The sequence below is a fragment of the Tumebacillus amylolyticus genome, assembly GCF_016722965.1.
GTDB classification, from domain to species: domain Bacteria; phylum Bacillota; class Bacilli; order Tumebacillales; family Tumebacillaceae; genus Tumebacillus; species Tumebacillus amylolyticus.
On the sequence record NZ_JAEQNB010000001.1, the window covers coordinates 315386 to 342146 of the forward strand.

Here is a 26761-nt window from a genome sequence, read left to right on the forward strand (position 1 = left end):
ACATGGCCGAACGAAAACAAGTTCACATGCTCAACCAACGTCAATTTGCGTGGATGATTGCCACCGTCCTCATCTCCGGCGGCCTCGTATCGCTTCCGAAGTCCCTGATGGAACTCGCCAAGCTCGACGCTTGGTTTTCGCAAGCGTTGGGCATGGCGTATGCGTTTTACATCGCGTACTTTCTCTGCCAGTGCGCTCGACGATTTCCGGGGAAAAATCTGTTTGAGATCAACTTTCTCCTCTGCGGGCGATTCGGGGGCGGGCTGATCAACGCCCTGTTCCTGTTTTTCATCTGGATGGTGCTGGTGCGGGACACGCGGGGCTTTGCCGATTTCATGAACTCGACGCTGTTGCTCAAAACGCCGGAGGAGTTCACGATCCTCATGTTCCTCCTCGTCGTGGTGTATTACTGCAAAAGCAGCGTGGAAGTGGCGGCGAGGGTCAACGATTTGATGTTCCCGCTGTTCATGGTCGTATTGTTCGGGATGCCGTTTCTATTGACCAACGAATTCTCGTTTGCCCGGTTGGAGCCGATCTTGGGACACGGCTTTCCCACCGTCTTGGTCGGGAATCTACTTCCGATGGGGTGGTACGGAGATACGTTGATCATGGGAGCCTTTCTGCACACGATCACAGCGAGCCGACAGATTCACTCCGCGGTCAAATTCGGCGTGACCCTCGCCGGTGTGGGTCTGACGCTCTTGATGTTCATCTGCATCTGCGTATTGGGCTCGACGGTGGCGGGCCGGATGATGTACCCGAACTACACGCTCGTCGAGCAGATCCACATCACCGACTATCTGGATCGCTTGGAGTTGGTGATGTTCAGCGTCTGGTTGCCGTCGTTCGTTCTGAAAGTGTGCTTCATCTTCACCGCGTTCCTCATCGGGCTGAATTCGTTCACCAAGCGAACGACACTGAATCTGTACTGCCGCCAGTTCGGGTGGTTGTTGCTCACGACGACCGCGATGGCGTTTCACAGCGTGGTGGAAGTGTTTGACTTCGGCAACTATGGCTCGATCCTCCTCGTGGTGGGGATGCAGCTCCCGATTACCATCCTGTTGTTCATCCTCTTGGCTCGGCAAAAGCGCGATCATCGGGAGAGGCAAACCGATCTGGAGATTCAAGCCAAGGAGCAAGAGCGACGAAACGGCCCGGACGCCAAGTGGTACGACCGCGTGCGGATGAAGACGTGGGCGTTGTGCTCGCTGGGGGGGCTCGCGTTCTGTTTTGTATGCATCGGGCTCGGAGCCCTGCTTGGACGCGACATCGCCAAAGTCGGATGGACCTGTGGAGTCGTCTATGTGCTGGTGATGTTCGTCTTGCTTTTCAGCACCTACATGGAGATGCGTCAAGTGCGCCTGAGTTCGGTCAAACCGGAGATCAAACAGAAACGAGAACGCAAACTCGCGTAAAAAAAGGAGGTGTCCCGCCGAGCGGGGCACCTCCTTGGACATTCACTGATTCGAATAAGCCTGCAACGCCTCTCCACTGCTCGCGTCCACAATCACATGGACCACGCGGACGGAGGGTCCGGTCGAGGGGGTGGTGCGGGTGAATCGGACGATGTACGCCGGAGTCCGTTCCAAGCGTCGGTTGACCTTGGCCGAGGTGAGATGTGTGTTGCTCACCAGACAGTACTCCACATGAACGTCCGTCTCCTTGGAGATCAAGTCTCCGTAAGCACTCCGCGCACTCGCAATGGCGTCACTCTGTGCAATCTGAGGGTCATGATCGGGTACATCTAATGTGATTCCGTCTGTGGCTAGGGCCTGTCTTTCCAATTGGGTGTGGTCGCTGAACCAAGCCAGACTCCCCAGAAGGATCGCGACAGCTGTCACGGCGATGTATTTCGTCTTCATGGTCGTCTCCCTGTCGATTGAGGTTTTTCAAGACCTATACTAAGTATACGATACATTTCTTAGATTGTAACGAATCCAAAAAAAGTCCCACTCCGAGGACGGATGTGGGACTTTTTCCTAGGCTTGTACTTTGAAACGGGCGATCATCTCTTGCAACTCCACCGCCATCTGCGACAGTTGTGCCGTCGAGTTGGCGACTTCTTCGACGGAAGCCAACTGCTCTTGCGACGCGGCGACGACCATCTGCGAGTTCTGCGCGGACTGGTTGGCGATATCGGCCATATAGTCCACCGAAGACGCGATCTCTTCGGAGCCGGCCGACATCTCTTCGACCGATGCGGAGACGTCTTCGATCTGGCTCGCGACGTCCTGCGTCATGCTGAGGATGCGTGTGAACGACTCTCCCGCCTGTTGCACCGCTTCCATGCCCTTCTCCACTTCCGCAGTCCCCGCTTGCATCGCCAGAACGGCTTGGTCGGTGTTGCGCTGCATCTCTTCGATGATCGTGTGAATCGACGTTGCCGCACCGCGCGATTGCTCCGCGAGTTGACGCACTTCGTCGGCGACAACGGAGAAGCCCTTACCATGCTCGCCGGCGCGCGCCGCTTCAATCGCCGCGTTCAACGCCAAGAGGTTGACTTGGTTGGCAACTTCCGTGATCAGCTCCACGACTTGTCCGACTTCACGCGAGCGCTCGCCCAAGGCCTGCACGAGTTCGGCCGACATGCCGACCGTTTCGCGGATTGAAGTCATCTGTTCGACCGCTTTGTGGACCGCGCTTGCACCGGTTTCCGACTCACGGGTTGCGACACTCGACGATTCGGTGGCGAGATTCGCCGATTCGGCGACACGTTGCAGACCTTCGCTCATCTGACGCATCGTCGAATTCGTCTCTTCCGCCCCGCGCATCTGCACTTCCGCGCCCTGCGACATGTCTTGGATGGCGTTCGTAATCTCATTTGTCGCATGCGACGTTTGGTTGGTGGTTGCGTTCAACTGCTCGGCGCTGGCGGCAAGCGATACCGCCGTTTCGTTCAACGTCAGCACGACGCCGTTGAACCCGAGAATCATCTCGTTGAAGTCGGCGGTCAAGCGACCGATCTCGTCTTTGGACTTGACGATACCAGCCACGGTCAGATCGCCGCCGCGTGCCTGCGCCATGAGCGCTTGCAAGCGTTGAATCGGTTTGGTGATCGTGCGGGCGATCAGCATCCCGATGACAACCATCAGCACCAGAGCGGCGACGAGCAGGCCCAAGGAAATCTGCGAGGCTTTTTTCACATCTCCATCGCTTTTCACGTACAAGTTGCTGGCGACTTCGGCGTTGTAATCGCCGAGTTTCGTAAGGGTTGCGGACAAAGTCTCTCGCACCGGACGAACTTCCTTGTCAAAAATGCCATACGCTTGACTTTGTTTGCCTGCGAGAGAAAAGTCGATCACGTTCTGACGCATTTTTTGGTAGGTCGACAATTGGGTTTTGTATTGCTCCAACAGTTCTACTTCTTTGGGATCAAGATTCGTTGCTTCGTACTCCTGTATCAACTTTGCGTTGGTTAGCTTTTGGTTCTCGATATCTTGATTGAGCCGTTGTACCTCGGCTTTGTCGGTGGTCAAGACCATTTCGACGAGATCTGTGTCCACGGTCCGGTTGTTGGTCCGAACCTGGCCGATCCACTGCACAGGCAACAGACGGTCTTGGTACATCGATTGCGAATCGGCTGCGATCTGGTTGGCATAATAGGTACTCACACCGCCGGTTGCCAACAGAAACAGCACCCCGACCCCAATCAACACCCACAGCTTGCTTGCAACTTTCAGGTTTCGTAGAAACATCGATTGTTCCCCCCGGTAAGATTCGACACATGCTTCCATTATATATCAAATCTAGCCTTTTAAATAGACAGTAAACCTAGTAACGACGAAAAAAAGAAGCATCTCCGAACGGGATGCTCCTCTTATTTTACACTTGTACAGGTGTACGTTTTCTGGCTGCGATCAAGATCGTCCCGACCAGCACCACCACTCCGGCCACCGCATACGGCACGGTGGCACCGACGTTGTGCCCGATATAGCCGGAAAGCACCGGAGCGATCGCCGCCCCCAACCAACGGACGAAGTTGTAGACGCCGGACGTGATGCTGCGCTCATACGGCGAGACTTCCATGATGTGCGAAGTGAACAGCGCGTTGTTCAGCCCTGAAGCGAGACCCGACACGACGATCAGCACGATGGAGAACGTCATCGACGTCGAGAAGTACAACAGCCCCGTCGCGATGGCGAAACACAACAGAGCGACCGGCAAGATGCTCTGCGGTTTGAACTTGCGTTCCAACTGGTGGGACAGCATCGCCGATCCGTACGCCAGCGCCAACCCCCAGCCGAAAAACACGAAGCCCAGTTGAATCGCCGTCATCTTCAGAACCAACGGCGAGTACGCGAGGATCACGAAGAATCCATAGTAGTAGAACATCCCCGACAACGCCACGCGCAGGAACGGTTTGTGCGTTATCAGATGCACCAATTCGCTCATCCCCGCCACTTGTCGCTTCACTTTGGCCGCCGGTTCGTAGACGAAGAAGATCACGAGCAAGAACGCGAAGAAAATCAACACGGCCGTCCCGATGAACGGATATCTCCACGAATGTCCGCCCAGCAACCCGCCGACGAGCGGACCGCCCGCCATGCCAAGCCCGATCGCCGCTTCATAGAGCCCGACGGCGGTGTGAACTTTCGGCGTCAACGCGATCAAAAGCGTCATCGTCGTGGCGAAGAACATCGAGTTCCCCAAGCCCCAGCCGGCGCGAAAGAGCGTCAACTGCGGGATGCCGTTGGAAAATCCACAGAGCAGTGCGAACACGGTGACGACGCCCAGACCGATCGTCATCATTCGTTTATCTCCGAATCGGCTGGCGGCAAGACCGGCCGGAATCATCATGATTGCCATCGTAAGAATGTAGGCCGTGAACAGCAACTCGACTTGCGTGGGCGTTGCTCCGATCTGTTCGGCAATGATCGGCAAAATCGGGTCAACAACCCCGATGCCCATAAAGGCCAAAAACGTAGCGAACACGGTAACCCACCGCGCCACTACGGGATTTTTTTCAGTTTGCATATTTATTTCGCCTCCCGAAACAAATAATAACGCCATTTATTCCGATCTGTCAAGAAGGGAAAAAGGAGCGCCCTCAAAGAGCGCTCCGATTTTTATTGCGGGCCAAAACTTTCAAGGAGAGGAGGATGACGGAGTAGACGGCCGTTGCGGCAATCGTCGCAAACAGCCAATGATCGGTGCCGAGGAACAGGTACAGCATCAAGTGGGCGAGGAGAATCACGGTGATCCAAAGCAAGAGATTCATGCGGTTGATGAAGCCATACCATCCGTTCATAGATACAACACCTCCTTAGGGCTTAGTATCGGCAAAAATGGGCGTGCCATGCGTGGCAAGAACCCCCTCCCATCCATAGACTGGTAGGGATTCATCGGAGCAGAGGAGGGAATTGACACATGCCGAAAAAAGGCAAAAACACGTCCAAAAACACATCCAAAGCGCAAGGCACAGCCAACAACAACCAGCAAACGACGCCTCCGAGTCTCGGAGATCAACTTAAAGACCGTCTGAAAAACGTCAACAAAGGCGGTCTGCTCGGGATGCTCGGTCAAGTTCAAAAAACAACCCCGGACACTTGGAAAGACCCGGAAGCGGTCAAAGAAATGGCGAAGAAATTCGCGGAACAACTCAAGATCCCGGTCAACGAAGATCGACTGAACCAATTCATGAAAGCGTACAAGGATGCAACCAAAGGCGGCAACCCGAACGCCAACGTGGAAGACCTGGTCAAAAAGTACGGCAAAGGCCAAGTCGACGACAAAACGCTCAAAGAAATGCAGAAGTTCATCAAGCCGAAGGACTAGTTCAAGCTCATGGGACGCTCCAAACGTCGCAAGCGAGACGAGCGGGAACAACGGCGGCGGTCGGAGGGCGAGATCGGGTTTGACGGCGTGGAAGTTTCCCTGCCGTCCCCGTTCGCACCTCCTCCGGCATCGGCCGCAAGCGACCGCTTCTGGCGGTTTGCGGTGGCGTTCCTGATTATCTTCGTCCTGTTGTGGTTGCTCGCCCCCGATCGCGAGTGAAAAACCGGCCCTGCCGAGGGGCCGGTTTTTTTTTGTGCGCGTGTTCGAGAAAAAGAGGACGGTCGAGTTACTGACCGTCCTCTTGTTTCTCCTCCGATTGCTCCGATCCGCCGGAGTTGCCTCCGCCGCCGAGCAGGAAGCCGGCCAGCGGGGAGTTCATCAGCGCCATCAACAGCGTCGACCACTCTCCGGCGGTCATGTCTTTGAACTTGCCGCCGATGACTTTGGGCAGCACGCCCTCTTTGTGCAGATGCGTTCCGACACCGTGCAGGGCGTCAAACATCTGATCGGCACGGCTCATGTAGCCGTGGTATTTCTTGAGGTGGTTGCGCAGTGTCCCGAGGTGTTTCATCGAGTCTTCGGCGAACGTCGGACTCTTGGGATTGGGCAGTTGGAAACTGGGGAACGAAGCACCGCCGGGCAACGGCGAGCGCTTGGATTTCGGCTTGGCGGCGGGCAGAGACTTGCCGGCGCTTTTTTTGGTGGGCGAGGATTTGGCTTTGGCTTTGGGGGCTGTTTTCAGTTCGGCTTTGGCGAGTTCAATTTCGGCTTCGAGGATGCGTTTGGTTGTCTCGTAGGTCGGTTGGGACGATTCGAGGGTGGCGAGGCACGCTTGGAGCGTACGCACGCGTTTTTCGAGCGTCTTGCGGCCCTTTTTCTTGCTTCCGGCCATAGGGGTACACCTCCGAGCTGGGTCATGTTCCCTATAGGATATGGAAGAGCATGAACCGGCGTGTGGGCGGATACACTACGTCCGAGACAAAATTCAGGGGAGGGACGCACATGACGCGCAAAAAAGACGTGCACCAAGACTTTTATGCAAACCACGGAGGCGTTCACTTCACGCAAAACGTGCCGGCCGATCAAATCAACAATTTCGTAAGAGAACTCCCGAGCGACAAACGGGACAACCTCTTCGAAGTGTTGGGCGAGTTGGAAACGGCCGGTATGATCAAGATCACGAACGACGGCCGGTTTGCCGACGGTTCCGGCAAGCTCAGCGGGACCGCAGGCTGCTACGAAGACGACGAGAAGTAAAAAAAGCCTCCGCACGCATCGGCGTGTGGAGGCTCTTTTTGGGTGGAGCGGGAACTACGGGCGAACTTTGGTGGTGATGACGCCGTTTTTCTCCGCGATGTCGGTCAGCTTGAGCATCGTGATCGGCTGGTAGTAGGAGCCGCTGTAGAAGTCTTTGCCGAATTGCAGGGTGGTTTTGCCGGAGGTGCCCGGGAACACGTCGCCTGCGTCGCCTGCGTTCATGTTGTTTTCGAGGTCGAAACGGCCGTCCGCTTGGACGATGCCTACGCCGTAGTGCCATTCGTTCGTGTCGGTGTACATGTCAACCGGGTTGTACGCGCGACGGTCTGCGTTTGCATCTTGGCCTTCGTCCGGACGCCAGAAGTTGCGTTGCAGGACGTTGTCGTCGACATGGTACACGACCAAGCCGTGCATCTTGTCGTTGAACTGGCCGGTTTTTACGCCGCCGTAACGAGCGAGACCGAGGTCGTAGCCTTTGAGCTGGCGGTTTTCCAGCAGGAAGTATTCGGTGCCGTGGGTACCGGATACGGTGTATTTGTAGACTTTGTTGGAGGTGGAAGCGTCCGCGATGGAGAGGTCGCCGCCTTTCCAAGAGTTGATTTCAACCGCATCTGCGAGACCTGCGAAGTAACGGTTCCACGCGTCGAGTTGAACCGGGGTGTTGCCGTTGTATTGCACATAGTTCGGGAAGCGAGCCCAGGAACCGCCCGCCATGACAGACCAAGCGCCGACGCCTTCGGAGTCGTAGCCATAGTCGTAGAGGTCCGGGAGGCCGAGGATGTGGCCGAATTCATGCGCGTAGACGCCGACTGCCGGTGCGAACGGGCCGGAGACGAGGGACGGATCGTAGGATTCGCCGTCGAAGCCGGTCAAGTTGCCGCCGTATTCCGGTTCCATCGAATATTTGGAAACATTGACGCCGTCGACTTTGAGCGGCTCGTTGAGTTCCCATTTGTGAGACCAGAATTGTTGCGGGTCGGTGGACCACTCGCCGCCGGTGCCTTCGTGGATGATGAAGATGCCCGGAACTTCGCCGTTTGCATCTGCATATTTGGAGAAGTCGATCGTCGGGTCAGCCGCTTTGACAACGTCCTCGACGAGGCCTTGTACGTTGTGCGGGTAGTCGCCGAAACCGTTGGCGTTGTAATCGGAGGTCGAAGTCGGCAGAGAGCCGGTGTCGCCGAAGTAGTAGGAGTACGGGTGCGGAGCGGTTACCCAGCCTACTTTTTCCGGAGAGTCTTGGGTGGTGACGTTCAGCTTGCCGTAGGAAACTTCGTTGTAGTAGTTGTGCAGCGTACGGTCGGTCGGAGCCGGGGTGCCGTTCGGTGCAGTTGCGTACTTGGTGAATTGCGGAAGTTCAAACGGGTTGTAGGAAGTTCCGTAGAGCAGGTCGTTGAAGTATTTGGCCGGGATGCGCTCATCCGGAGAGCCCGGGACCGGCGAATGGCCGTTTTCTTCCGGGAACTTGACGAGGATCGCGAGGTTGTTTTGTGTCGGGTTGAGGGTCAAGCGATCTTCCACGCTTTTGTGAGTCGGGCGGGAATTCGGGTTTTTCTGCTTCTTCGGTTCCGGTTGTTTCGCAACGATGCCCTTGGCTTGCAGAGCTTTTGCAACATCCGTTTCGATCGTTTCAGCAGAGAACACTTGCTCTTGGGTGTTTGCAGCAGCGACAGCCGGTTCAGCGGTCGTCGAGGTCAACGACTTCGCGGATACAACAGGCGCGGACAGCATGGTGGCTGCGGTCAGAGACGAAACCACAGCAAAGGCAACCAATTTTTGCTTTTTCATTTCAGTACCTCCCCCTTTTTACTCGACGAACACAGAATTGTCGAATGTGTCTAAAATATAATCCACGAAGTCCGAAAAGTCAACGGAAAGTTTGACACAGATGCTGTTTTTGATTTAACATTATTAAATTAGGGAGGGGTTCCGTTTAGTATCTACGAATGGCGAGTTTGGTCGTTTATAATAGAAGAAAAAGGGAGGCGGCAGAGGATGTTCTGGAGCGGGAAAAAGCGCGGAATTGGGGCGTTGTTGGGGATTTTGGTGATGATTTGGGGGCTGCTCGGCTGTGGGGGAAGTGGAGAAACACAGGAGCAGAAACTGACAGAGTTTAAGCAAGCGCACCAAGCGATTTATGATGCGTGGCAAGCACAGACGACTACACAGTTGCACGATTTGCTTTCCAAAGGCTTGGCCGATCCGCTGTTGTCGCAGCAGATGAGCCAGCAAACGGCGGTGATGCAGCAGCGACTGATGGCGAATGAGCGGCACATTGTCAAGAAGATTACGTTTAATCAACTGGATATGTTGAAGGATGGCAAGGAAGAGTTCACTGTCTACGCTGATTGGACAGTCGACGGTGTACGCGAGCACGGAGACGTGCATGAAATGACCGTTTCGTACAAAAAACAATTCCACGTGGTGAAACAAAAAGACGGCACCTGGAAGATCGACGAGATGTCGGATAAAAAATAACCGTGGTACGACATAAAAAAAGCCGCTTCGGACGCTCAGCGTCGAAACGGCTTTTTTTATTGAAGACAGACTTTCTTGAAAAGGCACTCCATGAGAGCGTCATCCTGAAGAGCGTCTTCTTGAGGGCATCTTCTTGAAACGTGTCTTCTTGAAGAGCGGCCTTGGTAGAGGCGTGCTCTTTTTAGGTTGTGTATTATTGCAGTTGTTTGAGGAACGCTTCGAGGCGGTCCATGGCTTTGGCGAGGTTGTCGCGGGAGGTGGCGTAGGAGATCCGGAAGTTGTTGGGCGCGCCGAAACCGGAGCCCGGGACGAGCGAGATGTTCGCTTGCTCCAAGAGCAACGCTGCGAAATCATCGCAGTTGTTGATGGCGTTGCCTTGGTACGACAAGCCAAACGTGCCCGCACAGTTCGGGAATACGTAAAACGCCCCGGACGGTGCATCACAGGTCACATACGGCATCGCACGCAGACGCTCCAACACATAGTCTCGACGCCAGCGGAATTCCGGCACCATCGTCTCGTCTTGGTGATCGAGGGCGGCTACGGCCGCTTTTTGCGAAATCGAAGCGGGGTTGGCCGTGGTATGGCTTTGGAACGACGTCATCGCTTTGACGATCGCTCGGTCTGCCGCCAAGTAGCCGACCCGCCAGCCGGTCATGGAATAGGACTTGGAGAACCCGTTGACGACGATCGTGCGCTGCTTGATGTCGTCGCCAAGGCTTGCGATGGAAACCTGCTCAACACCGTAGACCAACTGGTCGTAAATCTCGTCGGAGATCACATAGAAGTCATGCTTGCGAATGACTTCAGCCAGAGCTTGCAATTCTTCCGGCGTGTAGACGGCACCCGTCGGGTTGCTCGGAGAGTTGAGGAGCAGAACTTTGGTCTTCGCGGTAACTGCCGCTTCAAGCTGTGCCGGGGTGATCTTGAATCCGGTGCTCTCGTCGGTCGGGATCACAACGGGAACTCCTTCGGCGAGGCGAACCATCTCCGGATAGGAAACCCAGTACGGAGCCGGCATAATGACTTCATCGCCGGGGTTGCACAGCGCCATGAAGGCGTTGTACAGCGAATGCTTCGCGCCGGACGAGACGAGGATGTCGTCGGCCGTGTAGGAAAGGCCCTTGGTCGCGAGTTGCTCCGCGATTTTCTTGCGCAGTTCCACGATGCCCGGCACGGCGGTGTACTTGGTGAATTGTTGGTCGATGGCGAGCTTCCCTGCCACACAAGCAACCTCCGGCGTGCCGAAGTCCGGCTCACCGACGCTCAAGTTGATCACGTCGATGCCGTCGGCGATCATCGCTTTCGTTTTGGTGTCGATGGAAAGCGTCGGGGACGGGGCGATGTTCTTGACCCGGTCTGACAGTCCAAAAGCCATTTCGGTTTCCCTCCAAACCCTATGTTCGAATACTTTTACAATACCCTCGTGATGTAGCTAGGTCAAGCAAACGGCGGGTCGGTTTTGCGCCGACCCGCCTATTTTACTCCTACTGTATTCAGTTGCCTGTGACCCAGTTCCAGAACGACTTCAGCCCGGACTCGGTCTTGTTGGTAATGTTCTTCGCCGTGCTTGTCACCGAGGGGTGCGTTTCACACCATTCGGTCGGCTCCGACCCGGTGAGGAAAAACTCGCGTTGCTTCTCCGGACAGTTTTCCGTCGCCAACTGGCCTGTATGCGGGTCGATGTAGAGTTCAGAAACGTTGCTCGGTTGCGCAAAGTCATGAGGTTCAATTCCTTGGTGTGCGGCGTTCATGAACTGCGCCCAGATCGGAGCTGCGACATACGACTCTGTAGGCGAAAGCAGTTGGTCTTTGTCATAACCGACCCAGACGGCGGTGATGAGGTCCGGGGTGTAGCCGATCATCCACGCGTCTGTATCGGTCGTTCCCGATTTGCCGGCAGCCGGTCGGTCGAACATGCTGTGAACGCGGTAGCCGGTGCCTTCAGGCGAGGTGTAGACCGATTTCATCATGTCGGTGAGGATGTACGAGACGCCGGGGTCGAGGATCGATTCCCGCTGCTCTTCAAACGAGCGAATGGTTCGGTCGCTTGCGTCTTCGATCTGTTGGACGACATGCGGGTTGACTTTGTACCCGCCGTTGGCAAGCGGGGCATACGCTTTGATCATCTCCAGCGGCGATTCGGGAAACACGCCGAGCGCAAGCGACGGGTACGGCTTCATGTCGCCCGTCAAGCCCAATGCTTTCGCGGTGTTGATGACTTTCTCCGGCCCGATGTCCATGATCGTCGTCACGGCGAAGACGTTGTCCGAGCGGGCGATGGCTTGCCGGAACGGGATGTAGTCGTGGAGATACGAGTTGCCGTAGTTGTGGACGTCGTACGTTTTTTCTTGCCCTTGGTCGTCTTTGTAAGTGAACGTGGTCTGCTCGCTTTTGATTCGTGTGGCAGGGGTGTAGTTGTTCATCAGCGCCGTCAAGTAAACGACCGGTTTGAAAGCGGACCCCGGTTGGCGCTTGGCGAGCGCGCGGTTGAAGGAGCTTTGTTTGTAGTCTTTGCCTCCGACCATCGCTTTGACGGCGCCCGTTTTCGGGTCCATGGCGATCAGCGAGACCTGCATGTTCTGCGACGTGGCCGGGAGTTTTTTCAATTGGTCTTGGACGGCTTGTTCGGCGGCCGCTTGCATCTTGGGGTCGAGCGTGGTCTGGATCTTCAGACCGCCCCGGTAGAGGTCGTCGTCGGAGATGCCGTAAGTGTTTTTCAGTTGGTAGGACACGAAATCCGTGAAGTACGGCGCGGTGCCGGTCGGTGTTTTTTGCGGGGCGAGTTCGATTTTTTCCGCAAAGGCTCGTGTGGCTTCCGCTTGGGTGAGGTAGCCTTGGCCGACCATGAGGTCGAGCACGATTTTTTGACGCTCCTTGGCTTTGTTGAAGTCGAGGAACGGATCGTAGAGGCTCGGGCCCTTCGGCAGGCCGACGAGCAACGAGGACTCCGCGAGGTCGAGGTCTTGGACGTCCTTGTTGAAATAGGTCTTCGCCGCCATCTCCACGCCGTATGCGCCGTGGCCGTAGTAGATGACGTTGAGGTATTGCTCCAAGATCTCGTCTTTGGAGTAGTTCATCTCCAGTTGGATCGTCAGCATCGCTTCCCGCAGTTTGCGCGTGAGAGTCTGGTCTTGGGTGAGGAACAAATTCTTGGCGAGCTGTTGGGTGATCGTGGAGCCGCCTTCGACGACTTGTCCGCTTTTGAGATCGACCCAGAGAGCGCGGGCGATCCCGGCGGGGTTGATGCCGTTGTGGTGGTAAAACTGCTGGTCTTCTACCGCCAGCGTCCCGTCGATGATGAACGTGGGGATGTCGGCGAGCGGGACTTTGATCCGGTTGCTGTCCGTTCCTTTGACGAGGTTGGTCAAGAGGCTGCCGTCGCCCGCGACGAGGGCGGACGGGTTGGCAATTTTGTTTGGAGGCAAGTCGGAATAGCGCAAGTATAAGTAGAAGAAAGCCCCGAACGCGATCGTGGACATGAGAAAGATGACCAGTGCTTTCCAAAACCACATCGCCGGACCGCGGCGGCGGGGTTTTTTTCGCGGGGGCCTGTGGGTTTCGACGTTGTCTTCCAGCTCTTCGATGTAAGGAGTTTTCATAGCGTCTCCTCCCTGTTTGGATTCCTAATTCGCCAGTATGAACCAGTCAAGGTGGAATCATACGAGAATTCCTTGGTGAGAATGAGAAAAAGCTGTTTATTTTACCAATAATTTTGGTATAATACCTACCGTCTGCCTTTTCTATCAGCATCGACCTGCAAGTTGACATACATACCCTAAGGAGGTTCTCTCAACATGGAACTTTGGTACACGGAGAAACAAACCGAGAACTACGGCATCACCGCGAAAATTGGCAAAACGATTCACACCGAGCAATCGGAATTCCAACGCATCGACCTGATCGACACGCTGCAATGGGGCAAGATGCTCGTCCTCGACGGCATGGTCATGACCACCGACAAAGACGAGTTCGTCTACCATGAAATGATCACCCACCTCGCGATGAACACCCACCCGAACCCGAAGCGCGTCCTCGTCGTCGGCGGCGGTGACGGCGGTGCGATCCGTGAAATGTTGAAATACCCGTCTGTTGAAACCGCCGTTCTCGCGGAAATCGACGGTCGCGTCATCGAAGTCTCCAAGGAATACCTGCCGGAAATCGCAGGCAAGCTCAGCGATCCGCGCGTCGATGTACAAGTTGTGGACGGCATCAAGTACATCCATGACAACAAAAACTCGTTCGACGTCATCCTCGTCGACTCCACCGAACCGGTCGGCCCGGCTGTCGGTCTGTTCGCTCGCGACTTCTACCAAGGCATCTACGAAGCGCTGAAGGACGACGGCATCATGGTCGCTCAATCCGAATCCCCGTGGTTCAACTCCGAGCTGATCACCCGCGTGTTCAAAGACATCGCGTCGATCTACCCGATCACCCGCTACTACACTGCGTCGATCCCGACCTACCCGTCCGGCCTCTGGTCTTGGACGATGGGTTCCAAGAAGTACGATCCGCTGGAAGTGGACGAAGCGAGCCTGATCGAACCGGAAGGCACCAAGTACTACCACAAAGCGATGCACAAAACGGTCTTCACCTTGCCGAAATTCGTAGGGGAGCTGTTGAAATAACATGAGCATCCACCGTATGAAACACGACCCGGCCTACAGCGGACGCGAATTCATCGGCGCGACCTCGAACTACGACGAAGCGGACACCGTCATCTACGGCATGCCGATGGACTGGACGGTTTCGTTCCGTGCAGGCACTCGTCTCGGCCCGCAACGCGTACGTGAAGTTTCGATCCTCTTGGAAGAGTACTCCCCGTACTTGGACAAACACCTCGAAGAAGTTTCCTACTTCGACGCAGGCGACATCCCGCTGACGTTTGGCAACCCGGCGAAATCGGTTGACCAGATTTATGAGTATGTCAAAGGCTTGCTCGATGACGGCAAGTTCCCGATCGGTCTTGGCGGCGAGCATCTCGTCACCTGGGGCCCGGTGCGTGCGTTCCATGAAAAGTACCCGGACCTCGTCGTGATCCAATTCGATGCACACGCCGACCTGCGCGAAGACTACGAAGGCGAGCCGTACTCGCATGCCTCCGTTCTGCGCAAAGCGTGCGACATCGTCGGACCGAAAAACGTCTACCAGTTCGGCATCCGCTCCGGCACCCGCGAAGAGTTCTACTGGGCACGTGAGAACACGAACTTCTACCCGTTCGACGTGCTGGAACCGCTCAAAGGCTGCATCGAAGAGCTCAAAGGCCGTCCGATCTACCTGACCATCGACATCGACGTCGTCGATCCGGCTGAAGCACCGGGCACCGGCACGCTCGATGCGGGCGGGATCACCTCGCGTGAACTGTTCAAAGCGCTGTACCTCATGCGCGATGCAGGTCTGAACATCGTCGGCTTCGACCTCGTGGAAGTCGCTCCGGTCTACGACCCGGCAGAACAAACGCAGATTCTGGCATCCAAGATCGTGCGCGAAGTGCTGCTCGGCTTGGCACCGCAGAAGAAATAGTTTTTTCGATGAAAAAAGCAACTCCGGGTTCCGGGGTTGCTTTTCTTCAAGTTACAAGGAGGTTGGAGGTATGGGGGACAAAGTGCCGGTGCAAGTCAACGTCTGGTCGCAGCAACGGGCGAAAAGCGGCGAGCGGCTGACGTTTCGCACGGAAGCGGAAGGCACGCTGTACCAAAAAGGCGAGTCGCTCTACATCGCCTATCGCGAAGGCGAAGAGAGCGGGCTCGGGCAGACGCTGACGACGCTTCGAATCGAAGGCCGCCATGTGACGTTGATTCGGCAGGGCGAGACGGTGATGAAGCAATCGCTTGTCAAAGGCGAGGAGCAGAGCGGGACGTACAAGACCCCGCACGGGACGTTCGAACTCGTCACGCGCACGTCGCATCTCGTTGTGAACATGAGTGAGAAGGGCGGCAAGTTGGAGGCGTTGTATAATTTGCGGCTGGCAGGGGATAAAAGTCGTATCGAATTGAAAGTCAACGTCAAACCCTTGCCATAGAGAAAGAAGGTGGAAAGACATGGACGCAAAAGTACTGCTTCTCTCGCTCGTAACAGGGGGGGTCGTCGGGGCGCTGTTTCAACTGCTCCGCTTGCCGCTCCCGGCCCCGCCCGTGCTGTCGGGCATCCTTGGGATCGTCGGCATCTGGCTCGGGGCACAGGTTGTGGAGTGGATCAAGGGCATGATGTAGAGACGGTTTTGAAAAAAAGGAGTCAGACCCGTGTGTGGGTCTAACTCCTTTTTATTGTGGTTGAGTGATGGCTTGGAAGATGGGAATGAGTTCGCCGGGGAGTTTGAGATGTTGCCAGAGCTCGATGTCGTAGGGTGTATCCCAATTGTTACGCTGACCCATAAGGAGGCGCAGTACAGGTTGGACTCGACCCTTCCAGAAATCCTTGCCATGAACCCAACGGGTTAGTTGTACGGGTTCGGGAAGTTGCAGAACTTCTTCCAGACGCGTTTGAAATGTGGAGAAAAGGCGGTCAGCGTCTAGTTTCGAGCTCCACTCTTCAAGTTTTTGTTTGATCTTGGTTTCATCTTGAGCAATTTGGAAATCGAGTAAGTGGTCTTTGAAACCAACGGAGATGAGTTCTTGTTGCAAGGGGTTCACAACAGACCACAGAACGCCTTGTCGAACCCATTTTTGCAGGTCTCTGGTGATCATCTGTTTGAATTTGCTTTCCCCGGCACGGAAGTTGTCACGGTAATGGGATGGAATCATGTTCCAAAGCTCGTCGGGGACAATCAGGTAACTTTCCATGCAATAGCGAGGCAGGATGTGCAAGTTGGGATATTGGGCTTGTAGAGCTTGGACTTCTTCATCCGAGAGCTCGTCACGATCGACGAGTCCCACCCATGTAGGCTGGTCCTTGAGTATCTTCAAGACGTTTTCTTTGCCGTTTGCGTCAATCACAGACCATTGGGTATTCCATTCCGTGTGACCTACGTGTGAACGAAGAGCGGCTTCGTAACAAAGGACGTCGTCCTTGCCTTCAACGAGGAAGATTCGTTTGCCTAAGTTCCCAACTTCCCTTTCAAGAATTTGATCCCTTAGGTCAGTCCATTTTGCCATCGCCCTGCTCCTCCAGCCATTGCTCTAGTTCTTTAACAGCAGATTCCAACTCCTCATCTACTGTTTCTTGCGAATCCTCAGGTTCACCAAGGCGAATTCGTTTTCCGATGGCTTTGTACCTGTCCCATACGTCTGGGTGGTGGGAAGTGATGATGAGTTGCCCGTTACGCTGGGAAACAAGGCTTTCGAGTTGTCCGAGAAGACCTTTAACCAGAGAGGGGTGAAGATGAAGATCGGGTTCGTCGAGGAGTACAACGCCTCCTTCTTCCATCCAACGGCTAATGATATAAATCATGATCAGAACTTGGCGTTCCCCAGCACTGAGTTCGTCAAGATAGTGCCATCGTTTGGAACTATCATTGAGAACTACCCGCAAACGATTTCGATCTGCACGATGAATTTGCGGATCAATCTGCTTATTGATAAGAAATTTGTTCATATCTCTGATGATAGCTTTGTAATTTTTCTCATCAACTATTTTTAAGTTTATGAGGCCAGCTTCTAATTGACCTCTCCAGTTCTCGTTTGCCTCATATGTACAGAGCCAACGGATGCGATAGTCATCGGGAATAAGGCTCCCGACATTTTTTTTGGGCGCTACCCATCGTCGTTGTTCGGCATCTAAGTAGATCAAATTGCTTGACAAGGTCTTTTCTGGGGTGAGGATCAAGCGGTCATGCTCATCAAGCCATTTCTGGACAAACGGAATGTGTTCTTCGGGTATTGATAGGTTTGTACCACTCGGGTTGTTTTCTGAAACGATTTGTCCTAGCCAGAGTAGATTAGGATGTAAGGACTGTAATTCGATTAGAACGTCTTCGGAGCCGATAAAGAGCCCCACTTGGTTATCGGTGTCATTCAGTGGAGAATCAATGATGATCGCTAAACCAGTGTTTTTCCAATTATGATCACCACTAGTCCACGTTGCTGGACTATCTGTAATGCAACATTCCGCAGCAGACCATAGATTCTGGATGTGAAATAGCAGGAATGATTTTCCGGTTCCGTTAGGTCCAGAAATAAGAAGATATGGGTAGGCCTGTCCGCTGTGTGGTTTTCGAAAATCCAATGCTATCTCAGGTTGTGGACCTGCATTTTTAGAGTAAAAATGTGTAATCTTCATTTGGATATCTCCTGTCTAGTACGGAGTTTTTTGCCATCTTAGTATACAGCTATTGTTTCCCTATTCAGACCTATTTTCCTCCTGTTGCGAAGAATTCCTTACCTAGTAGGGACAAACGTGTAACTCCATTTTCCTACCTGTATCATAGGGGAAGACAAGTATTCTGGAATTGGTGGGGTGGCATGGCGGCGTTTTTGATTTTTTTTGCGGGAGTCGCTGGAGACGTCGATGATTTGCTCGATTTTGTTCTTTCTGACGTCACCCAACGCCCAAGACGGAGTCGGAATCTCGCATCAGAAGCGTGGTCGAGAAGCGTGGTCGAGAAGCGCTCCATGTGGGCCGTAGAATTTTCGTATTCGTTACCATCGCTCGGTAGCAGGGTATGACATCTACGCCCAGGACAAACGGGTCAGCGTCGACCGTTTGTTCACAACGTTGCAAGTCATACTCGTCTTATCGAACAAAAAAAGGCCACCTCGCGGGGGCCTTTTTTCATGAAGATGTTAGTTCACACCGACGTTGGTCCAAGCGGTTTGCAGCGCGGTGTAGTAGGAAGAAGCAGAGCCGTACAGCGCGGAGGTGGCCGCGAGGGTGGCTGCCCGTGCGCCGGAGAAGTTGGTGGAAGAAGTCATGTAGTCGCGTTCTGCGATGTACCAGATCTTCATGGCGATGTCGCGGGAGCCGATGGAAGTCGCGAAGTTGTAGAACGCTTTGTTCGGGATGCCGGAGTTGGTGTGGACGCCGCCGTTGTCGGAGGTGGTGTTTACGTAGCCGGACATGTTCGCAGGTTGGCCGCCAAGGGGCGGGTTGTCCATGTACCGCAGAGCGTCACCGGAGATGCTCGGGGTGTAGACGTCCTCCCCGATCATCCAATCTCCGCTGTCGACCGCGCTTGCAAACGCATCCGACCACGATTCGTTAAGCGCACCGGATTGCCCGCTGTAGATCAGGTTGGCGGTGGTTTCCGTCACACCGTGGTACAATTCGTGTGCTGTCACATCAAGCGCGACCATGGAACGGAAATTGACGCCGTCGCCATCGCCGTAGATCATCTCCGTTCCATCCCAGAATGCGTTGTTGTAGTTGGTGGAGTAATGCAGAACGTTGACGATGGAGGAGCCTCTGTTGTCGTAGGAGTTGCGGCCGAGCTTGTTCCAGAGATAGTCATAAACGGTCCCGGCGTAGACGTGTGCATTGCCCGCCGTCACATCGGTGAAAACGTTGTTGGACGAAGTGATATGGTAGGCGTTGGTGCTCCCGTTGCGAGCGGAGAGCGTCTGGATGATGCCGCCGTTCGTTGCGTTCATGTGCTTGGTCCAGTCTTCCATGTAGTACAATTTGGTCGCGTCGCGGTAGTAGGTGTTGATTTTCATCGTGCCGACCGTGCCCACGGCGGGGCCGTCGCCTTGGAGGTTGTTAAAGGCGCGAAGGATCGAGCCGTCTGTCGCGTTGACGACGATCTGCCAGTTGCCCGCAGTGTTTTCACCCAAGTAGTTGACGTTGACGAGGTAGGCGAGCACCGCTTGCTCCCCGACCGGTGCGTAGACGAGCTCTGCTTGGGCCGGGCGGCTCAAGGTGCCCGTGTAACCGGTGTTTGCGACCGCCTTGGAGATCGCAGTCGTCGCATCGAGCGCGGCTTTGGTTGCATTCGGGGTCAGGGCCGCGTAATCGCCGGTGATGCCGACGACGTTGCCGTTTTGCTCGTGTACGATCATCTGGTGATCCAGAACGCGGACGCCGTTGATTTGTTGGTCGAGCTTGGTGTGGGTGACAGACTTCTCGTCGAGATGCGTTTCTTTCGCTTTGAATGCGGAAGCGGCGCGTGTGAAACCGAAGTCCGCTTGGACTTTGTCGAGTGCGTTCAGGGCGCGTTGTTCCGCAGTGGAACCGCTTACATGTCCAATCGTACCGAGCACGTTGTGAACTTTGCCTTGCTCGTCTTTGAGCACTTGCTTGTCCGCCGCACCGGCCGGAAGCGTGAACGCGGAAACAGTCCATGCAGAAAGTACGAGTGTCGCAATCATTTTTTTGTTCATATCTTGAATGACCTCCTATTATTTTATGAATTTAGAATATATGGAAAAAAGACCCTCGTCACTAGGTACGAGGGCCTTTATTTTTTCTGAAACTTTTTAGTTGACGCCGACGGCTGTCCACGCGTTGACAACCGCGTTGTAGACGTCGGAACTTGTGCCGTAGAGAGCCGCTGCTGCTTGGATTGTTGCAGAGCGCGCACCGGAGAAGTCGGTGGACGCGGTCATGTAGTCACGAGACGCGGTGTACCAGACTTTGCCCGCGATGGTGCGGGAGCCGATGGCGGTTGCGAAGTTGTAGAACGCTTTGTTCGGGATGCCGGAGTTGGTGTGAACGCCGCCGTTGTCAGATGTGGTGTTCACGTAGTTGCTCATGTTGTCCGGGTTGCCGTTGAGGGTCGGGTCTGCCATCGAGCGAAGCGAATCTCCTGCGATGTTCGGGGTGTAGATGTCTTCGCCGATCAGCCAGTTTTTGCCCTCGATGACAGACGCCATCGCATCCGACCACGATTCGTTCAGGGCGCCGGACTGGTTGGAGTAGGTGAGATTCGACGTCTTCTCGGTAACGGCATGCGTCAATTCGTGCGCGATGACGTCGAGACCGCCCGCGAAGTTGATGAACGTGGTGCCGTCACCGTCGCCGTACGACATTTGCGTGCCGTCCCAGAACGCGTTGTTGTATTTGCTGCCGTAGTGGACGCCGGAGAGCAACGTGTGCCCGGCGTTGTCGTAGGAGTTGCGGCCGAGTTGGTTTAGGTAGTAGTCATACACAACGCCCGCGTAGTAGTGCGCGTCAACGCCTGCGCGTTGGTTCGCCGTATCCCACACGTTGTCTGCGTCCGTCATGTCCGATTGCAGGAACGAGAATTGCCAGCCTTTGTAGTCGCGGGTGCGGATGACGCCCCCAGTTGCGAACATCGGCTTGCTTTGGTCTTCTAAGTAATACTTGCCGCTCTTGAGCGTGGTGTTGATAGACTTGGAGTCGCCCAAGACACCCGTCCCGGTGCCGGTTGCGTTCTCGATGGTGTTCAGCGCCTGCACGATCGAGCCGTCGGTTGCGTTGACGAAGATCTGCCAGCGGCCCGGTTGGTCGCTTTTGTAAGTGACGTTGACGAGATAGGCGAGCACCGCAACGTCCCCCTGCGGCACGTAGAGAAGTTCGGAGGTGGCAGCTTGGTCGAGTTCACCGGTATAGCCGGTGTGCGCGACCGCTTTGTCAATCGCTTGCTTTGCATCCAGTTTCGCTTGGGTGGCGGTCGGGGTCAAGGCGCTGTAGGTACCGGTTACGCCTTGGACATCGCCGTTGGCTTCATGAACGATCATCTGCTCACCGAACACGCGCAAACCGTTCACGGTGTGGTCGAGTTTGGTATGGGTGGTGCCGTTCTCGTCGAGGTGGGTGTCCTTGGCTTTGAACTTGCCTTGGGCTTTGTCGAAGCCGAAGTCGGCGTTGACTTTGTCCAACGCGCTCAGGGCGCGTGCTTCCGGTGTGGAACCGGACGCTTTGCCGAGTTTGCCGGAGACGGTGTGGACTTTGCCTTTTTCGTTTTTGTACACATGTTTGTCGGATGCCGCCTGGGCAGACAAAGCAAAGGACGAAGTGACGACGGTGGACAGGACGAGAGTCGCGATGAGTTTTTTGTTCACGTTGAAGACCTCCCATGTTGTGATCAGGATGTATAGAAAAAAGACCATACTGCCTGAGGCTGTATGGTCTTTTTTTCTAATGTAGCGATTAGTTGACGCCTACGTTGGTCCAAGCTGTTTGCAGCGCGGAGTAGTAGGAAGACGTCGTGCCGTAGAGAGCGCCGACCGCTTGCAGGGTAGCTGCGCGAGCGCCGGAGAAGTTGGTGGAAGAGGTCATGTAGTCGCGGGAAGCGATGTACCAGACCTTGGATGCGATGGTGCGGGAACCGATCGCGGTTGCGAAGTTGTAGAACGCTTTGTTCGGGATGCCGGAGTTGGTGTGAACGCCGCCGTTGTCTTGGGTGGTGTTCACGTATTGGGACATGTTCTCCGGATCGCCGTAGACGGACGGGTTGGACAGGGAGCGCAGACCGTCTCCCGGGGTGTTCGGGGTGTAGATGTCGTCGCCAACCAACCAGTTGTCGTTTTCGATGGAGACGCCTTGTGCGTCAGACCAGGATTCGTTGAGCGCGCCGGATTGGCCGGAGTAGGTCAGGTTGGAGGTGCGCTCGGTGATGCCGTGGGTGATTTCGTGCGCATCGACGTCGAGGTCGCCGGAGAGCGGGATGAAGGTTACGCCGTCGCCGTCGCCGTAGGTCATCTTGGTGCCATCCCAGAACGCGTTGTTGTAGGAACGGCTGTAGTGAACGCCGGACAGCATGGTGCCGCCGTTGTCGTCAAAGGAGTTGCGGTTGAAGTTCGACAGGTAGTAGTCGTAGACTTTGCCTGCGTAGAAGTGAGCATCGACAGCAGCCGGATCGGTCCAGACGTTGTCCGTGTCGGTGTAGTCGGTCATGGTACGGGTGCCGTTCGCGTAGTTCTGGGTGCGAATGACGCCGCCATTGGAGAACATTTGCTTGGTTTGGTCGATCAGGTAGTAGGTGCCGGTGGAGGACTTGATGGTGTTCAGGGACTTGGTGTCGCCGAGAACGCCCTTGCCGGAGCCGATTGCGTTGGTGCCGGTCGGAGTGGAGCCGCCGCCGCCCGGTTTTGCGAAGTCGATCTTGTTGATCGAGTTCACGATGGAACCGTTGGTTGCGTCAACTGCGATTTCGTAACGGCCCGGTTCGTCGCCGACCGTGTTGGTGAATTGAACGAGGTATGCGAGAACTGCTTTGTCACCGGACGGGTAGTAGAGCAGTTCAGCGGTTGCCGGTTGCTCGAGGTCGCCGGTGAAGCCGGTGGAAGCAACTGCGTTGGAGATCGCTTGTGCGGAGGTGACGTCTGCTTTGGTAGCCGTAGCTTTCAGAGCGCGGAAGTCGCCGGTGACGCCTTGGACATCGCCGTTCGCTTCGTGGACGATCATTTGTTGATCGAAGACGCGCAGGCCGTTGATGGTGCGGTCCATTTTGGTGTGAGCGACGCCGTTTGCGTCTTTATGAGTTTCCTTCGATTTGAAGTTGCCGCGAGCGGTGTCAAAGCCGAAGTCTTTGCTTACTTTGTCGAGGGCGTTCAGGGCGCGTTCTTCGGCGGTGGAGCCGGAGACTTTGCCGAGTTTGCCGACTACGTTATGGACGGTGCCTTTTTCGTTTTTCAGGACTTGTTTGTCACTGGCAGCACCAGCGGACATGGTGAAGGCGGAGCCGATGAGCGAAGTCAGGACGAGCGTGGTTACGAGTTTTTTGTTCATTGCTTAAAAACCCCCTTGAATTAATTTATCTAGCTGTAATGTTTTGTTCGTTGTAATTTGAATTGTACGGGAACTGTGAAGAGGAGTCAATGAAATTTTAGAAAATTTTCATTAGTGCTAAAAAGTTGTACTATTCGACACCGACTGCGCTCCAAGCGGCGGCGAGGTCGCGAACGGCGGCAGAGTCAGCGCCGTAGACGACGGAGCAAGCTTGGAGGGTGGCTGCGCGGGCGGTGGAAAAGTCGCTGTCGGGCGTCATGTAATCGCGCAGGGCGAGGTACCAGACGAGGCCGGCTTTTTCACGAGATTGAAGTGCGGTTGCAAAATTGTAAAAGGCCCGGTTCGGGATGGCTGCATAGGCATGCACGTCGATCACAGGCTCATGGACACTAGGATGCGGCAACGGCGCAGGCGTCTCGTCCTGAGAGTCCGTATTGTCCTGGGAGTCTGAGTTGTCTTGGGAGTCTGAGTTGTCTTGGGAGTCTGAGTTGTCTTGGGAGTCTGAGTTGCCTTGGGAGTCTGAGTTGCCTTGGGAGTCTGAGTTGGCTTGGGAGTCTGAGTTGCCTTGGGAGTTTTGGTTTTGCTGGTCGTTCGGGTTGGGCGTCGGGTCGGAACCTGTATTGGGAGTGTCGCCTGTGAGTTGATGGATTGGATTGGTGTCGGTTCCACCGCCGTGTGCGATGACGTAGCCTTCGTCGGAGTGAGCGAGCAGGCTCTGCTGGGATTGTTCTTGAATCCGGTTCAGGTCAAGCTCGTCGGACAGCGTACGCAACCCGCCCGACTTCAGATCTTCCCCGATCGTCCAGTTTTTGCCCTCGATCACACACGCCATCACATCCGCCCACGACTCACTCAACGCTCCGGACTGCCCCTTGTACAGCAGGCCTGCCGTAGAATCGATCACGGCATGCGTCCATTCATGAGCCGCGACATCCAACGGCGCGCGATCCCCATAGACGACCCGCGTTCCGTCCCAAAATGCTCCCACATCCTTGCCGCCAAATTGCACGGCAGAGATCATCGAACTTCCCCGATCATCGTAAGAATTACGATGGAAATGCTTCAAAAAGTAGTCATACACAATCCCTGCATTGTCCTGCGCAGACACGGCAACCGCTTGATTGGCACTGTCCCAGTTGTTGTCGAGATCGCGCACCATCGACTCCGATTGCGTCCCGCCTTGGAACGTATACGTCCGAATCGTCGACCCATTTCGCTCGAAGAAAGGACGAGTTTCATCTATTAAATAATAAACGCCGTTCTGCAACTTCGAAGCGACCCGCTCAACATTGTTCACAGAGGAGATGACCGACCCGTCCACGGCATCAATCAACACCGTCCACCGCCCCGGATCATCTCCCATCCAATTGAGATGCACCACATACGCGAGATAGGCGTTGCCGTCGTTGGCCGGGTCGTACACGAGTTCCGCTTTCAACTCGTCGGTCGAGCCGGTGAAGTGAACGGCCGCGGCCGCTTTTTCCAATGCGTCCGTTTCTGTGATCATGGGGGACTCGGTGTTGGGGGTCAAAGGCTCGCAAAAACCGGTGACGCCGATCAAGCGGTCGCCTTTTTCATGCAACAAGACCTGACGTCCATAAACGGGGAGGTTGTTCAAACGCGGTTGCAGCCGTTGGTGCGTGATCCCGTATTCGTCAAGCGTACGACCCTCATAAGAAAACAGCTCCTCCGGGTTCTGGAAGCCATACGTCTCCCCGAGAAGTCGCAGAGCGTTCATCGCTCGCTGCGATTCCGAGGACCCGCTGAATTTGCCAAGCGACCCTGTAGAACTCCACAGGCTGTGGACGTGGCCCGATTCGTTTTTCTCTATATGTAGCGAGTCGTCCGCAAGGGCAGACGTCGCCGGGAGGAACAGCGCGGCACTGAACAGGAGCGGAGCCAAAGCCTTGTTTTTCATCGGACAACCCTCCAACTGAATTTTATACACGATATCTAAATAGTAAGATATCAACGTTAAACAGTCAATAAAAAACCCCGTGACCGAAGTCACAGGGTTATAGAAGGTGGAGATTAGTTAACACCGACGTTGGTCCAAGCGGATTGCAGAGCGGTGTAGTAGGAAGAGGTGGAGCCGTACAGAGCTGCAACAGCTTGCAGGGTTGCTGCACGAGCGCCGGAGAAGTCGGTGGTGGAGGTCATGTAGTCACGATCTGCCTGGTACCAAACTTTACCTGCGATGGTGCGGGAACCGATTGCGGTTGCGAAGTTGTAGAACGCTTTGTTCGGGATGCCGGAGTTGGTGTGAACGCCGCCGTTGTCAGACGTGGTCACAACGTACTTGCTCATGTTGTCCGGATCGCCGTAGATGGTCGGATCTTGCATGGAGCGGAATGCGGTGTAGCCGCCGCCCGGGATGCAGATGTCTTCGCCCATCAGCCAGTTCTTGCCTTCGATAACTGCGCCCATTGCATCGGACCAGGACTCGTTGAGAGCACCGGATTGGTCTTGGTAGACGAGGCCGGACGTCTTCTCGGTGACGCCGTGGGTCAGCTCGTGACCGATAACGTCAACTGCACCGGAGAAGTTGCGGAATTGAACGCCGTCGCCATCGCCGTACACCATGTAGGTGCCGTTCCAGAACGCGTTGTTGTAGTTTTTGCTGTAGTGAACCAACGAGTCGAGCGTCATGCCGTTGTCGTCGATGGAGTTGCGGTTTACGTTGTTTTTGTACCAGTCATAGACTTGACCTGCGTAGAATTGCGCGTCAACCGCTGCGCGTTGCGTGGTGGTGTTCCACACGTTGTCTGCGTCGGTCATGTCGTACATGAGAGAGGTACGGTTTTTCATGTCGCGGGTACGAATGATCCCGGTCATCGGCTTGGTGGTGTCTTCGAGGTAGTAAGCGCCGGACTTGAGGGTGGTGTTGATCGACTTGGTGTCGCCGAGAACGCCGATCCCGGTGCCGACTACGTTTTCTACTTTGTTGATGACTTTGGTGATGGAGCCGTCAACCGCGTTGACGAAGACGTCCGAATTCACCGGGGTGTCGCCGAGTGCGTTCACGGAAACTTTATAGGTGAGAACCGCTTGGTTGCCAACCGGGAGATACACGAGTTGTGCAGCGAGTGCGCCGGTCAGTTGGTAGCCTTCCGGAGTTACGCCGGTTTCAGCCAGTGCTTTGTCAACTGCGGTGGAGGATTCGATGGAAGCTTTGGTTGCGGTCGGAACGAGCGCTTTGTAAGTCCCGGTGATGCCGGAGACTTCGCCTGCATTTTCATGTACGATCATCTGTTGGCCGAAGACTTCGATGCCGTTGATGACGTTGTTCAATTTCGTGTGAGAGGTGCCGAGTTCGTCTACATGGCTTTCCTTCGCTTTGAAGTTGCCGGTAGCTTTTGCGAACCCGAAGTCAGCTTTTACACGATCGAGTGCGTTCAGAGCGCGTTCTTCAGCGGTGGAACCGCTTACTTTGCCGAGCTTGCCGACAACGTTGTGGACTGCGCCTTTTTCGTTTTTCAGGACTTGCTTGTCTGCCGGAGCAGCGCCTGCGTTGATTGCGAATGCGGATGCTACGAGCGAAGACATAACCAGCGTGGTGACCAACTTTTTGTTCATTTTAAATTGCCTCCCTGTTTTGTAATTGGATGCTCAATGTCTCTGTCTATGTTTTTATTATGCGTTCTTGTGAATAATCTGTCAATAGAATTTTCGGAAAAATTTTTAT

Annotated in this window: 24 protein-coding genes; 9 read left to right on the forward strand and 15 right to left on the reverse strand. The window is 55.1% G+C overall.

Going from position 1 to position 26761, the window contains the following annotated elements:
• Positions 1 to 2 precede the first annotated feature (2 nt).
• Positions 3 to 1415: a GerAB/ArcD/ProY family transporter gene (locus JJB07_RS01540; protein ID WP_201630543.1), complete on the forward strand. Its 1413-nt coding sequence runs from the start codon at positions 3 to 5 to the stop codon at positions 1413 to 1415.
• 42 nt (positions 1416 to 1457) lie between these two features.
• Here JJB07_RS01540 and JJB07_RS01545 read toward each other — a convergent pair whose 3' ends face one another.
• The 4 genes from JJB07_RS01545 to JJB07_RS01560 form a co-directional block, all read right to left on the reverse strand.
• Positions 1458 to 1862 carry a PepSY domain-containing protein gene (locus JJB07_RS01545; protein ID WP_201630544.1) on the reverse strand — a complete coding sequence of 135 codons (405 nt, stop codon included), beginning with the start codon at positions 1860 to 1862 and terminating at the stop codon, positions 1458 to 1460.
• A gap of 117 nt (positions 1863 to 1979) precedes the next feature.
• Positions 1980 to 3695 carry a methyl-accepting chemotaxis protein gene (locus tag JJB07_RS01550; protein WP_201630545.1) on the reverse strand — a complete coding sequence of 572 codons (1716 nt, stop codon included), beginning with the start codon at positions 3693 to 3695 and terminating at the stop codon, positions 1980 to 1982.
• A gap of 127 nt (positions 3696 to 3822) precedes the next feature.
• Positions 3823 to 4974 carry an MFS transporter gene (locus JJB07_RS01555; RefSeq protein WP_201630546.1) on the reverse strand — a complete coding sequence of 384 codons (1152 nt, stop codon included), beginning with the start codon at positions 4972 to 4974 and terminating at the stop codon, positions 3823 to 3825.
• Between the two features lie 73 nt (positions 4975 to 5047).
• Entirely contained in the window at positions 5048 to 5248 is a 201-nt protein-coding gene (locus JJB07_RS01560) for a hypothetical protein (RefSeq protein WP_201630547.1), read from the reverse strand.
• 119 nt (positions 5249 to 5367) lie between these two features.
• On the opposite strand from JJB07_RS01560, the gene JJB07_RS01565 reads away from it, so the two are divergent.
• The gene (locus tag JJB07_RS01565; protein WP_201630548.1) at positions 5368 to 5775 is read left to right on the forward strand and encodes a hypothetical protein; all 408 of its coding nucleotides are present in this window, start codon (positions 5368 to 5370) and stop codon (positions 5773 to 5775) included.
• A 9-nt stretch (positions 5776 to 5784) separates the two neighbouring features.
• On the forward strand, positions 5785 to 5994 hold the full coding sequence (locus tag JJB07_RS01570; RefSeq protein WP_201630549.1) for a hypothetical protein: 210 nt from the start codon (positions 5785 to 5787) through the stop codon (positions 5992 to 5994).
• 67 nt (positions 5995 to 6061) lie between these two features.
• On the opposite strand, the gene JJB07_RS01575 is transcribed toward JJB07_RS01570, so the two are convergent.
• Positions 6062 to 6667 carry a hypothetical protein gene (locus tag JJB07_RS01575; protein WP_201630551.1) on the reverse strand — a complete coding sequence of 202 codons (606 nt, stop codon included), beginning with the start codon at positions 6665 to 6667 and terminating at the stop codon, positions 6062 to 6064.
• A 110-nt stretch (positions 6668 to 6777) separates the two neighbouring features.
• Here JJB07_RS01575 and JJB07_RS01580 point away from each other — a divergent pair, with 110 nt between their 5' ends.
• Complete coding sequence (locus JJB07_RS01580) at positions 6778 to 7032, forward strand: hypothetical protein (RefSeq protein ID WP_201630553.1); 255 nt, start codon at positions 6778 to 6780, stop codon at positions 7030 to 7032.
• Between the two features lie 54 nt (positions 7033 to 7086).
• Here JJB07_RS01580 and JJB07_RS01585 read toward each other — a convergent pair whose 3' ends face one another.
• Positions 7087 to 8820, reverse strand: coding sequence for a M6 family metalloprotease domain-containing protein (locus JJB07_RS01585; RefSeq protein WP_201630555.1), 1734 nt, complete (start codon positions 8818 to 8820; stop codon positions 7087 to 7089).
• Between the two features lie 207 nt (positions 8821 to 9027).
• On the opposite strand from JJB07_RS01585, the gene JJB07_RS01590 reads away from it, so the two are divergent.
• Entirely contained in the window at positions 9028 to 9510 is a 483-nt protein-coding gene (locus JJB07_RS01590) for a hypothetical protein (RefSeq protein ID WP_201630557.1), read from the forward strand.
• A gap of 193 nt (positions 9511 to 9703) precedes the next feature.
• Here JJB07_RS01590 and JJB07_RS01595 read toward each other — a convergent pair whose 3' ends face one another.
• A complete protein-coding gene (locus tag JJB07_RS01595; RefSeq protein WP_201630559.1) occupies positions 9704 to 10888 on the reverse strand; it encodes a pyridoxal phosphate-dependent aminotransferase in 1185 nt (394 codons plus the stop codon).
• 118 nt (positions 10889 to 11006) lie between these two features.
• Positions 11007 to 13112, reverse strand: a complete 2106-nt coding sequence (locus tag JJB07_RS01600; protein ID WP_201630561.1) for a transglycosylase domain-containing protein — start codon at positions 13110 to 13112, stop codon at positions 11007 to 11009.
• A 195-nt stretch (positions 13113 to 13307) separates the two neighbouring features.
• Here JJB07_RS01600 and speE point away from each other — a divergent pair, with 195 nt between their 5' ends.
• The 4 genes from speE (at position 13308) to JJB07_RS01620 (ending at position 15722) form a co-directional block, all read left to right on the forward strand.
• Positions 13308 to 14138 carry a polyamine aminopropyltransferase gene (speE, locus tag JJB07_RS01605; RefSeq protein ID WP_201630563.1) on the forward strand — a complete coding sequence of 277 codons (831 nt, stop codon included), beginning with the start codon at positions 13308 to 13310 and terminating at the stop codon, positions 14136 to 14138.
• 16 nt (positions 14139 to 14154) lie between these two features.
• The gene (gene speB, locus JJB07_RS01610) at positions 14155 to 15033 is read left to right on the forward strand and encodes an agmatinase (protein ID WP_201632649.1); all 879 of its coding nucleotides are present in this window, start codon (positions 14155 to 14157) and stop codon (positions 15031 to 15033) included.
• A 70-nt stretch (positions 15034 to 15103) separates the two neighbouring features.
• Positions 15104 to 15532: a YwiB family protein gene (locus tag JJB07_RS01615; RefSeq protein WP_201630565.1), complete on the forward strand. Its 429-nt coding sequence runs from the start codon at positions 15104 to 15106 to the stop codon at positions 15530 to 15532.
• A gap of 19 nt (positions 15533 to 15551) precedes the next feature.
• Complete coding sequence (locus JJB07_RS01620) at positions 15552 to 15722, forward strand: DUF1427 family protein (protein ID WP_201630567.1); 171 nt, start codon at positions 15552 to 15554, stop codon at positions 15720 to 15722.
• 51 nt (positions 15723 to 15773) lie between these two features.
• Here JJB07_RS01620 and JJB07_RS01625 read toward each other — a convergent pair whose 3' ends face one another.
• The 7 genes from JJB07_RS01625 to JJB07_RS01655 form a co-directional block, all read right to left on the reverse strand.
• Positions 15774 to 16604, reverse strand: a complete 831-nt coding sequence (locus JJB07_RS01625) for a DUF4435 domain-containing protein (RefSeq protein ID WP_201630568.1) — start codon at positions 16602 to 16604, stop codon at positions 15774 to 15776.
• Positions 16588 to 17727 carry an ATP-binding protein gene (locus tag JJB07_RS01630; RefSeq protein WP_201630569.1) on the reverse strand — a complete coding sequence of 380 codons (1140 nt, stop codon included), beginning with the start codon at positions 17725 to 17727 and terminating at the stop codon, positions 16588 to 16590. The genes JJB07_RS01625 and JJB07_RS01630 overlap by 17 nt, the downstream gene beginning before the upstream one ends.
• Positions 17728 to 18230: 503 nt before the next feature.
• On the reverse strand, positions 18231 to 19763 hold the full coding sequence (locus JJB07_RS01635) for a M4 family metallopeptidase (RefSeq protein ID WP_201630570.1): 1533 nt from the start codon (positions 19761 to 19763) through the stop codon (positions 18231 to 18233).
• Between the two features lie 96 nt (positions 19764 to 19859).
• Complete coding sequence (locus JJB07_RS01640; protein ID WP_201630571.1) at positions 19860 to 21407, reverse strand: M4 family metallopeptidase; 1548 nt, start codon at positions 21405 to 21407, stop codon at positions 19860 to 19862.
• An 88-nt stretch (positions 21408 to 21495) separates the two neighbouring features.
• Positions 21496 to 23076 carry a M4 family metallopeptidase gene (locus JJB07_RS01645; protein ID WP_201630572.1) on the reverse strand — a complete coding sequence of 527 codons (1581 nt, stop codon included), beginning with the start codon at positions 23074 to 23076 and terminating at the stop codon, positions 21496 to 21498.
• Between the two features lie 130 nt (positions 23077 to 23206).
• Positions 23207 to 24994 carry a M4 family metallopeptidase gene (locus tag JJB07_RS01650; RefSeq protein WP_201630573.1) on the reverse strand — a complete coding sequence of 596 codons (1788 nt, stop codon included), beginning with the start codon at positions 24992 to 24994 and terminating at the stop codon, positions 23207 to 23209.
• A gap of 113 nt (positions 24995 to 25107) precedes the next feature.
• Positions 25108 to 26652, reverse strand: a complete 1545-nt coding sequence (locus tag JJB07_RS01655) for a M4 family metallopeptidase (protein ID WP_201630575.1) — start codon at positions 26650 to 26652, stop codon at positions 25108 to 25110.
• Between the last annotated feature and the right edge of the window lie 109 nt (positions 26653 to 26761).